The organism is Shewanella sp. 10N.7, assembly GCF_020806285.1.
Classification (GTDB): Bacteria; Pseudomonadota; Gammaproteobacteria; order Enterobacterales; family Shewanellaceae; genus Shewanella; species Shewanella electrodiphila.
On record NZ_JAJGZS010000012.1, the window covers coordinates 120,609 to 132,386 of the forward strand.

The following is an 11,778-nucleotide window of genomic DNA, read 5'->3' on the forward strand; positions in this document are numbered from 1 at the left end:
CATCGTGCTAGCCTTTTCTATTCTCGCCAAACCACGCTTAACTTGCCCGATTAAATTGTGATCCAGTGCCTAAAATCGTAATTTATTCATCAATTGTTGAATATTGAAGAATTAATTAGCTTAGCGATATAACCACATTAGCTTACTATATTCTACACTTGAAGAATTACACATTACCTCAGCAATACCATGGCCACGATTAAAAAGTCAGCAGGAAGACCATTAACCCAAATGGACAAACGCAGCGCCTTAATTGATGCCGCAAGAGTGCTATTTGTAGAAAGCGATTATGAAAAAGTGTCAGTTCGCGCCATTGCTCAACAAGCAGGTGTTGATGCAAGCCTTATTCGCTACTACTTTCAGTCTAAAATGGGGTTATTCAGTGAAATGGTTAAAGAGACCCTTGCACCAATGTTCGACAAAATTGTGCAAACAAACAAGCAATATGCCGCAAGCTCCCCTGAAGAAATTCTCACCACATATTATTCAATAATGAGTCAAAATCCGGATTTGCCGAAACTTATTTATCGCACCGCGAACCTATCGCCTACAGACAGTAATCGAGAGTTGCAGGCCAATTTATTGGATCTGTTTGCAGCAACGCGAATGACAGTATTTGATCAACTCAAACAGGCGGATATTCTCAGACCCGAAGTTGACATTATGTGCGCCAAAATGAGCTTTGTCAGTTTGTTGGTTTTTCCTTTTTTAATGCCTGAGTTGTTTAAACAAGCAATAGGTATCGAAACCAGCCCCGAATTTTTACAAAAGCTTGCTAAACACAATGCAAGGCTTTTACGTCATGGGCTCATTGCCGATGAATTTCAACCAAGCCAGGACCGCTAAACATGACTAGCTTAAAAAGACGTTACGTATTTCCCGGAATAGCAGCCGGTTTTATGATTTTATTTGCCGCCATTGCGCTGCGTTCATCGCCTGAACTAGAAGCAGGTCACGATAAGTCACGGTTAGTGGAAGTGATAAGCCTAGATAAACAGCTAAGTATGCCTATCATCAAAGCCTACGGCCGAGTCGCTCCTAAACACAGCTGGCAAGGCATCGCTGAAGTCGGTGGCAAAATCATTTATCGTCACCCTGAATTAGAAACTGGTCGATTAATTAAAGCGGACACCTTAGTGCTGGTCATCGACCCACTCGAATATGAATTAAAGCTCGCCCAGGCAGAAGCAAACTATAACGGCGCTCAGGCGCAATTAGTTCAGCTTAATCAACAAGAAATCAATTTAAAAACCAGTCTAGAAATTGAACAGCAAAAATTGACCTTAGTGGATCAAGAATACCAACGTAAAAAAGCCCTTAACACCAAAAACTTGATTTCAAAATCTGAATTAGAAACCCAGAAACAAGCATTATTAGCCCAGCGAAATCTGGTTCAAGATTTGAACAGCAGCTTAAGTTTGCTGCCAGATGATCGCAAAGTCACGCAGGCTCAAGTTAAAGTCAATCAGGCCTTATTAAATGATGCTCAGCGACAATTAGATAATACCCAGTTTACCTTGCCATTTGATGCTCGTATTGCTGAAGTGAATATCGAACGAGCTCAAGCAGTATCAAGTGGTGCAGTGCTATTTGAAGCGCATCAGTTAGGCGCGGTTGAAATCAAAGCTGAGTTATCATTGCAAGATGCTGAAACCTTAATTACCAGCATCTCTGATATTCCAAGAGACAGCGCATCATTACCGTCAATTGAGCGAGTAAACTTTAACAGCCATGTTGAAATCAACATGGGCAAAAAACATCATCAATGGCAAGCCAAGTTAACCCGTATAGCAGACACGATTAACCCAGACCAGGCTACTATCGGTTTTTATCTTGAGGTTGAACAAAACTTTAACGACATGAACTTAGTTAAGCGTCCACCGTTAACTAATGGCATGTTTGTAACAGCCTACATCAATGGTTACTCATCAAATCAGTTTGTGATCCCTGAAAAAGCACTGCACGGCGATAAAATTTATCTGATGGATAACGAAGGCAAACTGCAAATTAAATCGGTTGATGTGGTGTATCGCACTAAAAATGGCGTTGCCATAGCCAGTCAAACTGGTGAGCCTGCGTTAAAAAATAGCGACCAAGTCGTGACCAACGACTTAATTCCTGCCATTGCAGGTATGAGTCTTAAAATTGCAGGTTCCAAGACAATTGACACACAAATGAGTGACGAAAAAGATAATGGGGAGAACAATCAGTGATTAACTTTTTCACTCGCCACCCCACCATCGCTAACTTGATGATGTTGGCATTTTTTGTTGTTGGCTTAAGCAGCATCGGTAAAATTAAACGCGAGACCTTCCCTGAATTTAGCCCGCCCTACATTATCGCCAGTGTAGTTTACCCCGGCGCATCGCCAGCTGAAGTGGAAGAAAGCCTGTGTTTACGCATGGAAGATGCCATTGATGGTTTAAGCGATATTGAAGAAACGAAATGTGATGCCCAAGAAGGTTTTGCTTCGTTAACGGTTAAGTTAACAGGCTCTGCTGATATGGGGCGCAGTTTAGTGGATATTCAAACCGAAATTAACGCCATTAAAGATTTTCCATCGCAAATCGATCCACCTACAGTTAAAGAGCTTGATTGGGCTGAACCTGTGGTCGATATCGCCATTGCTGCAGATGCCAGTTTGCCGCATTTAAAATCATATGCAGAAGATTTAAAACGACGGCTGAAAATTGATGCGGGAGTTAATTTAGTCACAGTATCTGGCTTTTCTGACCACCAAATACGGGTTGAGCTTAATGAAGCAGATATTAGACGTTTGGGGCTCACGGTCGCTGAAGTAGCAGACAAAGTCGGACGCCAAAATGTACAAATGCCTGCCGGAAGCGTGGAGTTATCAGATAAAAACCTATTGATTCGTTTTGATGAACGCCGTATCACGCCTGAAAATTTAGGCAAAATCATTGTCTCTTCAAATCCTGAAGGCGGCGTCGTCAGGTTACGTGACATAGCCAAAATAGAAGACTTATTTGAACTTGAAGAAGAACACACCATTTTTAATGGTAAAGCCGCTGCGGTACTTAAAATACAAAAGAACAAAGCAGATGATGCGCTTAGAATTAAAGCCAGAGTCACTGAGTTTGTCGCCCAAGAGCAACTCGTCGCCCCAGATGGCGTCACATTGACCTTAACCAATGATATGTCATCACTGTTGCAAGACAGGCTGTCTATGCTGCTTAAAAATGGCTGGCAGGGGATCATTTTGGTGTTCTTCTCAATGTGGCTATTTTTCTCGTTGCGCTATTCATTCTGGGTCTCTGCAGGTTTACCCGTCGCCTTTATGGGTGGCCTATTCTTAATGTGGGTATTTGGGGTATCCATTAACATCATGAGCCTTGTTGGTTTATTGATGGCCATTGGTATCATGATGGATGACGCCATTGTGATTGCAGAGTCTGTTGCTGCCCATGTCGAAAAAGGTTTGCCCGTTAATGAAGCGGTCACCCAAGGAGTCAAAAAAGTCGCTCCAGGTGTATTTTCATCCTTTTTAACCACGGTATTTATTTTCGGCAGTTTATTGTGGCTCGATGGGCAAATGGGCGATGTATTATCCGTGGTGCCACTTGTATTGATTATGGTGCTGAGTGTCAGTCTTATCGAAGCATTTTTAATTCTTCCAAATCACTTAAGTCATTCTCTTAAATCACAAAAAAAAGAGAAACCGCCACTAAAGTTTAAAAAAGTATTCTTAGAAAAATTCGAATACTTTCGTAATAACACCCTAGTGGATGCCGTAACCTTTGTGGTGAAATGGCGCTACGCCAGTCTTGGCGCGACTTTAGGCTTACTGTTTATCTCTGTGGCATTAGTCGCAGGTGGCGCAGTTAAGTTTGTTGGGTTTCCAGAGCTTGACGGGGATATCGCTGAAGCGCGGATTATTTTGCCGCCGGGCTCAACACTAGATCAAACCAAGCTAGTGGTTGAAAAACTCGTCGCCAGTGCGAATAAAGTCGGTGCCAAATACACAGAGAAAAATCAAGAAGACGCGGATCTCATTCGCTATATCACCGAGCAATACAATATGAATGCTGATGCCGGAGAATCAGGACCGCATGTTGCAACCGTGAGATTAGATTTATTATCAGCCGAAACCCGTGAAACCTTAATTGACAATTTCATCGAAGATTGGCGTATTGAAAGTGGTGATATTGCCGCGCCGATTTCGTTAGTGTTTAAACAACCTTCAATGGGGCCTGCTGGGCGCGATGTGGAAGTACGTTTACAACATGATGACCTTGAAACCTTAAAGATGGCCTCGGTTGATTTACAGTCCTATTTAAGTCAGTTCTCGGGGGTTAATGGCATTTTAGATGACATGAGGCCGGGTAAAGAAGAAGTCTTAGTTAAGCTTAGAGATGGCGCAGAAAACTACGGCGTAGATGGCGAAATGATTGCATCGCAATTGCGCGCCGCCTACTTTGGTCAAACCGCCGACGATGTACAAGCTGGCCCAGAAAATATTGAAATTCAGGTACGCCTCAATAAACAACAAGCGGGTGATTTGCAAGCGTTGGCTAACTTCCCAATTATGTTGGGCGATGGCAACCAACTGCCGCTCAGTGCGGTAGCAACCCTTGACTACGAGCGTTCATACGTTCGTATTCAACGTATTGAAAGTCAGCGCACAGTGACTGTGATGGCAGATATCGACAATACTAAAGCCAATGGCAGTGAAATTGTAGGTAAAGTTAGAACTGAATTTGCTAATGAGCTTCGTGAAAAATACCCAGGGATCAAAGTTGATTATGAAGGCGCAGCAAAAGAAACGGCTAAAACTGGCGCTTCGTTTATGCAAGGCTTCATCATTGGTCTATTTGGTTTATTTGCGATTTTAAGCTTTCAGTTTAGAAGTTATTTAGAGCCATTCGTTGTCATGCTAGCCATTCCTTTAGCATTAATCGGCGTATTCTGGGGCCATTTGCTCACAGGCCATAGCCTGTCGATGCCATCAATATTAGGCTTTGTCTCTCTTGCGGGGATTGTGGTTAACGACTCTATTTTGTTGGTGCAATACATTCGCCATCACGTAGACATAGGCGATAACATTCAAGAAGCAGTCGTTAAAGCCAGTCGCGATCGTTTCAGAGCGGTATTCCTGACGTCTTTGACCACCGCAGCAGGCTTATTACCATTGTTAATGGAAACCTCATTACAGGCGCAAGTAGTTAAGCCCATTGTCATCTCAATTGTGTTTGGTATTTTTACTTCAACATTATTAGTGCTGTTTATCATCCCGAGTGCTTATGCAGTCCTGGCAGATTTTAATCTAGTACATAAACATGAAGACTTAGAAGCATAAGATATCAGCTAGTATCAATTATATTGGTCACTGTAACTCAAGGCAGAGTTAGCTTTCTGTAAAACGAATAAAGGCCGTTAATGAAATCATTATCGGCCTTTATTTTTATGCATTTACTGTCTTTCTAAGATAAAAATGTATTTCACGACTAGTTGAGAGTTAAACACTAATTACTATTGATTAATCTTGTTTAGAAGCTGTAACAAGGTTTGTTGTTCTTGCTCATCTAACCGTGCAAGGCACTTTTGATTAACCCACTCAGCTTCGTGAATGAGGTCTTGCTCTAACGCCTTTCCTGCATCGGTTAAAAATATTTGAAAAGCACGGCGATTATCAGACTCCTGATGACGGGTAATGTAGCCTTGGACCTGAAGCTGATCTAACAGACGAGTCATGGTGTAGTTGGCGACATCACAAAGCTTAGATAGCTCTGTTTGACTGATGCCCTCTTCTTGCCATAAAGAAAATAGAACTGGCCAGAGTTTAATGTCGAGATCATAACGCTTAAGGCGCTGATCAAGCTCATTTTGCAGCATGATATTAAGGTGAGATACTTGATAATAAAGACTTTCATAACGTTTCATAAACCGCTCCTACATGCCCATCAACCCTTAGCTACTGGTCTGATAACGAATCAAGCTAAGAATACGACTGTTGAGTTGTACTTTAGATTACTATCATATAAACAGGTTATCATTCAATACAGGATCTAGTACGTATAAGACCGTAATTTTAGTCAGTCTGTTACAAATTGATTAATATATCGGTAGTAACAAGCACGGCCTAATCCCGCTTTAACGCCCCTTTCTATATTTATTTCAATGGCATCTTCTAATAACGCCACTTCAGATATATTAGCTATAGCATGCTCAGTACCAATACTACTAATGAATGTTAATCCATCTTTATCGTCTAACTGGTAATCAACTAGCACAATTGCGTGTCGTTTAACCGTGACTTTGACTTTTTCTACTGGCGTTATCAGAAAGTATTCACCATTAATACAATTAAGCACACTAGCAAATAACTTAGCAAATTTGGCTGGTAACGGGCTATCAAGGTAAAACCACTCACCTTCACTATTAATATCAAACATAGGCGCTTCACTGCATAGCAGTGCAGATTCATCAGTATTTGATTTAGAGTGTAAATGCGTTTGAGTTTTTGATTGAGTTAAGCTGAGTTGTTTGAGCTGTGCAGAAACACTGATAGCATTTTTCGAGGCGGTTTTTGTCATCTATCAACTCCCTTTTGATACCACTCTATGTCGTTATTTAGCGGCAACAATAACTGGCGCGAAGAATTAAAAAGTAACTCGCACCAGTCATGTCTAAAGCTTATTCGACTTTCATTATTAGCTTCATTATTAGCTTCGTTATTGAGCTTCGTTAGCTGCCTTTAGTAACTGTAGTAAAGCTTCAATGGGGTGCTTAGGTTTAAAGCCTGCAAAACGTTTAACTTGGCTGCGACAAGAATAACCAGACACTAATACTTGGGTTTTATCGTCAATGCCATCTAATGTCGGCTGCCATGACATAGCAAAGAGCTTGCTAGAGCGGCCAAGGTTATCTTGTTCGTGACCATAAGTGCCCGCCATACCGCAACAACCTACGTTAATCACATCAAAATCGGCGCCAAAGTGACTAAACACCTTTTTCCATTCTGATGGCGTGGCTGGTTTAGCAGTTGATTCTGTGCAATGACTGAACCAACTGAATTTCTGCTCTGTTTGTGCAAGTTGTGGTAAGCCTTTAATGGCATCTGTTAGCCATTCATTGGCCAATAGGACTTCAAAGTTACCACGCTTGTCACCTAATACTTCTTTGTATTCGTCGCGGTAACACAAGACTAACGCGGGGTCTAACCCCACCATCGGCATATTTAAGCCATGAACTTGATTTAAAAAGTCTGCGCTAGACTGCGCAGTTTTAGCAAATTTATCTAAAAAGCCCTTAATATGAGTCGGTTTACCATTAGGCTTAAACGGCAATAATACGGGTTTAAGGCCCATTTCTTTAATCAATTGAATAAAGCGGAATACTAACTCTGCATCATAGAAACTATTGAAAGGATCTTGCACCACTAAGACATACTTTTCCCGTTCAGATTCTGGGATCCCTTGTAGCGCTTCTAAATCATAACCACGGCTTTCATGGCCATCTAAACGTTGTTTTAATGTTGGCACTGACAAAGCGGGGGCATCAACATAACCAATCGACTTTTTGATAACCCATTGGCTCAGTTTATTCTGCGAAGCTAAATTGGTGACCTTTGGCATCGCTGCCATCATTGGCAACATATCTTCGATACCCGCGACAAGGTAATCTTTCGCTGGTCGCATATAGCGCTTGTAATAAATATTGAAAAACTGCGCTCTAAACTTGGGGACATCGACCTTAACAGGGCACTGACCAGAACAGGCTTTGCAGGCTAAACAACCTTTTAAAGATTCCATCACTTCATGGGAATAATCATAATCTCGGGTGCTATTAAGGCTATTTTGCGCCCGTTGCATGATGCTTAATGGTTTTGATTTTGCTAGAGCATCAAGATCAACGCCTTCAGCTTCTAATAATCGAAGCCATTCACGCATTAAGCCACTACGGCCTTTTGGTGAGTGAATACGATCGCCAGTCGCTTTAAAAGACGGACACATAAATGAATAACTGCTGTAGTTAAAACACAGGCCGTTACCATTACAGTTCATCACATCAGGAAATGCATCTCTGGTTTCAATGGGGATTTGACGATCAAACTTACCGCGTTTAACACTATCTACGTTAAACATCATTGGGCCACTGTTTTTGGGTGCCACCAACTTGCCTGGGTTTAATCTATTTTCAGGGTCGAATAAACCTTTGATGTCTTCAAGCTCACCATAAAGCTCGTCGCCAAATACCGCAGGACCATATTCGCCGCGCACGCCTTTACCGTGCTCGCCCCACATCAAACCACCATATTTAAGCGTCAGCTCGGCCACTTGATCAGATATGGTTTTTAATAATTTTTCGTCAGCCTCATCGCACATATCCAGCGCTGGACGCACATGTAAAACCCCCGCGTCCACATGGCCAAACATGCCATATTTGAGATCATGCCCATCTAATAAGTCGCGAAACGCCATAATAAAATCTGCGAGGTTTTCAGGCGGAACAGCGGTATCTTCAGCAAACGCTAATGGTTTACGGCGTCCCTTTGTTGCGCCCAATAGCCCTACCGCTTTTTTACGCATAGCGTAAATTTTATTGATACTCGGTTTATCTGAAGTGATTTGATAACCAACAACACCCGCCTCTTCATTGGCTAATTGCCTTGCTAAAACGACCTCTAGCTTACCAATACGTTGCTTAACATCATCTTCATCACCAGCAAACTCAACCATGTTGAGTCCTTCAATCACTTTATTAGGCACAGCTTCAATCAGGTGTGACACTGAATGCCAAATGATGTCTTCTCGAGCAAGGTTTAACACTTTAGAATCGATGGTTTCTACCACTGTCGCACTCGCGGCAACTAACGATGGTGCATGACGCAGCGCTGATTCAAACGAGTCATATTTAATATTCAACATCATCCGCGTATTAGGTAGCGGCGTGATATTCAATTTAGCTTCAGTTAGTACGGCTAAGGTACCTTCTGAGCCTGCTAATATGCGTGATAAATCAAATTGGGTTAAATCATCATTCCACACATGACGCAAATCGTAACCGGTTAAAAAGCGGTTTAAGGCAGGAAATTGCTTAATGATTAATTCACGCTTTTCATGACAACGCTTAGCGATATGGCGAATGATATTTTGAGCAAATGGATTAGGTTCAACTTCTTGAGTTAAGGCTGCATCTGCCTCAATTGGAGCTGTAGTTAATACGCTACCATCAACTAACACACTGGTGAGCCCTAATACATGATCTGAGGTTTTACCATAAACTAAAGAGCCCGCACCAGATGCGTCAGTATTAATCATACCGCCAACGGTGGCGCGGTTTGAAGTTGATAAATCGGGACTAAAAAAGAACCCATGTGGTCTTAGGGCATCATTAAGCGCATCTTTTACGACACCCGCTTGCACTTTAACCCAGCCTTCTTCTGCATTGACTTCAATCACTTGATTCATGTGTCTTGAAACATCAAGGATCAACCCATGAGTTAACGACTGGCCGTTAGTGCCCGTTCCGCCGCCACGGGCACTAAAAGTCACTTGCTTATATTGAGGGTCTGACGCCAAAGTGAGTACTAATTCGACATCTGTCTGATTAAGGGGATAAATGACTGCTTGTGGTAAAAACTGGTAAACAGAATTATCTGTGGCTTGAATCAGTCTGGCGCTGTAACGCTTATCTATTTCACCGGCAAAAGACGATGCTTCAAGGGCATCTAGAAAACGTAAATAAATAGGCTCTAAAGTTTGATGGTGAGATAGCAACGGCAGCATATTCGACTTCTGTTTATAGTAATTTTGTGATCATTATAAACAAAAATAGAGCCGCTAAGTAGTTGAGTTAAAAATTTTCATTAGAAACATTCAATACAGTAACGACTTAATCATTAATAAAAACAATACACGTAAGCCATTGCTTCATATGCTAAATGAATAGTTAAAACCTTAAAAAAATTGCCATTAGTTGATTATGTAAGATTCATATTTCTTGAATATGATGATTAACCCTATTATTTAAATCTAATACAGGTAAATCTCAATTTAATCTGCAGATTTGAAACTTGAACTCAAAAGCATCCATTACAGGTTAAATAGTGCAGGTATATGGTGCAGATTATTCACACTATTACGACTAATTCATATACCCACAGATTGAAAACCATTACAATGCGGCGCTTTTTAATAAACACTCCCACTTACACTCGGATATACACCCCATGAAACTCAGTAAAAGATTGCAGCAATTAGATGATATGGTCTTATCTGGGTACGATCATATTTGGGATTGTTGTTGCGATCATGGATTTCTAGGTGGGGCCTTATTAATGCGCCAAGCTGCGCCAAATATACACTTTGTTGATATCGTTGTTGAGTTAATGAATGAGCTCGAGCAAAAATTAGTCCGACTTAATTCAAGCTCAAAGTTTAAGCCCACTGTCCAATCCAACTGGTTTACTCACTGTATAGATGTAGCAAAGCTTCCTTTAGATAAATATTGTGGTAAGCATTTAATCATTATTGCTGGTGTTGGCGGTGATTTAATGAATCAGTTTATCGATAGTATTCAAAAGCAGTATTCTAACTTAAATATCGATTTTTTACTTTGCCCTGTTCATCATCAATACAGCTTAAGACAGAATCTTATTTCGTTAGATTTTAGCTTAAAGCAAGAATGTTTAATTGAAGACAACAAACGTTTTTATGAAATTCTGTTAGTTGCAAATTGTTCAAGTTCAGCTTATAAGGCTGACTCATTAAACGCTAAGCAACATAAGACTTCGAAGGCTATATCTGAAGTCGGAGAGCAAATTTGGTTGAATAAAAGTGAAACTGAAAAAAGTGTGTCTTGGCGTTACCTCAACAAAACATTAAACCATTACCAACGTATACAGGTTGGGCGTAAACAAGAGGTGCAGCACATCATTAATGCTTATAAAGCAATTGATATGCCTCAAACGTTTGAGCAGTAATTTACTTATGCGCTATAACGTCCCATCGACGTTCGACTAAAACAGTCTTACTTGAGACTTTCTTAGCCGAGGGCTTCTTAGTCGGGACTTGTGTTATGTTTTGTTGATCAATAAATTGAGTTAACTCAGTAAAAACTCCAATATCATATGACCTATAAGCTTGTTCACTCGACCAATACGTCAACACGAGATAATTATTAGAATCTTTTTCTCGTTGCCAAACATCACCACCAATAAACCCTGGTTGTTTTTGTAATGTAGGAACCCAAAAATCCTTTTGCTCAGCAATAAATTTTTGTTTATCAATGGCACCTTCACATGTAACCATGCTTATCAGTTGTATCTCAGGGATATCGAGAGCGTTTAAGCCCATTGTTAAAACATGCTGATGTCGATTAACCTGACATGTTAGATAAGTTGACGTTTGCTGGTTTTGTTCAATGATGTTGTCATGTGTAGATCCCATGAAATCAGTTAAACCTTGCTGTGATTGCCATAATCCAATGACAACGGCTTGATTGTAACTATCCGAACTATGTTCCCTGCTAACTTGTTCACATTCCCCTTGCACCCAACCACCTAGCTGACCAATGAATCCCTCACAAGATGCAGTTAACCCCCACAGGCTTTGGCTATGAGTAAAACTTTGTATTTTCTCGTCCGTTACCTGACAAATAATGATTTTAGCTAATGTCATTTGAATCTATCCTTTTATTCATCAATCTCAATTTACACTTAAGAACAAACATAGCATGACTTAAAAAAGCCACTATATGTGCCTAGGGCCTGTTGATCTTTCAAGGTTGTTTTTGCAGCGAGTTGTTGGCCATTCT

At 40.9% G+C, this 11,778-nt stretch carries 8 protein-coding genes; 4 read left to right on the forward strand and 4 right to left on the reverse strand.

Annotated elements, in window-relative coordinates:
- Window positions 1–189 precede the first annotated feature (189 nt).
- From LMH66_RS09810 to LMH66_RS09820, 3 genes are read left to right on the forward strand one after another with little or no spacing between them, the layout of a single operon-like run.
- Complete coding sequence (locus LMH66_RS09810; protein ID WP_229369638.1) at window positions 190–846, forward strand: TetR/AcrR family transcriptional regulator; 657 nt, start codon at window positions 190–192, stop codon at window positions 844–846.
- A 2-nt stretch (window positions 847–848) separates the two neighbouring features.
- Window positions 849–2,213: an efflux RND transporter periplasmic adaptor subunit gene (locus LMH66_RS09815; protein ID WP_229369640.1), complete on the forward strand. Its 1,365-nt coding sequence runs from the start codon at window positions 849–851 to the stop codon at window positions 2,211–2,213.
- Window positions 2,210–5,317, forward strand: a complete 3,108-nt coding sequence (locus tag LMH66_RS09820) for an efflux RND transporter permease subunit (protein WP_229369642.1) — start codon at window positions 2,210–2,212, stop codon at window positions 5,315–5,317. The genes LMH66_RS09815 and LMH66_RS09820 overlap by 4 nt, the downstream gene beginning before the upstream one ends.
- A gap of 173 nt (window positions 5,318–5,490) precedes the next feature.
- Here the strand turns inward: LMH66_RS09820 and LMH66_RS09825 are convergent, their stop codons facing one another.
- The 3 genes from LMH66_RS09825 to LMH66_RS09835 all read right to left on the reverse strand — a co-directional run bounded on the left by LMH66_RS09825 (window position 5,491) and on the right by LMH66_RS09835 (window position 9,749).
- The gene (locus tag LMH66_RS09825) at window positions 5,491–5,901 is read right to left on the reverse strand and encodes a MarR family winged helix-turn-helix transcriptional regulator (protein WP_229369644.1); all 411 of its coding nucleotides are present in this window, start codon (window positions 5,899–5,901) and stop codon (window positions 5,491–5,493) included.
- 152 nt (window positions 5,902–6,053) lie between these two features.
- Window positions 6,054–6,554, reverse strand: a complete 501-nt coding sequence (locus LMH66_RS09830) for a DUF1285 domain-containing protein (RefSeq protein ID WP_229369645.1) — start codon at window positions 6,552–6,554, stop codon at window positions 6,054–6,056.
- 138 nt (window positions 6,555–6,692) lie between these two features.
- Window positions 6,693–9,749, reverse strand: a complete 3,057-nt coding sequence (locus tag LMH66_RS09835) for an FAD-binding and (Fe-S)-binding domain-containing protein (RefSeq protein ID WP_229369646.1) — start codon at window positions 9,747–9,749, stop codon at window positions 6,693–6,695.
- A 443-nt stretch (window positions 9,750–10,192) separates the two neighbouring features.
- Here LMH66_RS09835 and LMH66_RS09840 point away from each other — a divergent pair, with 443 nt between their 5' ends.
- Complete coding sequence (locus LMH66_RS09840) at window positions 10,193–10,945, forward strand: tRNA (adenine(22)-N(1))-methyltransferase (RefSeq protein ID WP_229369647.1); 753 nt, start codon at window positions 10,193–10,195, stop codon at window positions 10,943–10,945.
- A gap of 1 nt (window position 10,946) precedes the next feature.
- Here the strand turns inward: LMH66_RS09840 and LMH66_RS09845 are convergent, their stop codons facing one another.
- Window positions 10,947–11,642: a DUF4937 domain-containing protein gene (locus LMH66_RS09845; protein ID WP_229369648.1), complete on the reverse strand. Its 696-nt coding sequence runs from the start codon at window positions 11,640–11,642 to the stop codon at window positions 10,947–10,949.
- Between the last annotated feature and the right edge of the window lie 136 nt (window positions 11,643–11,778).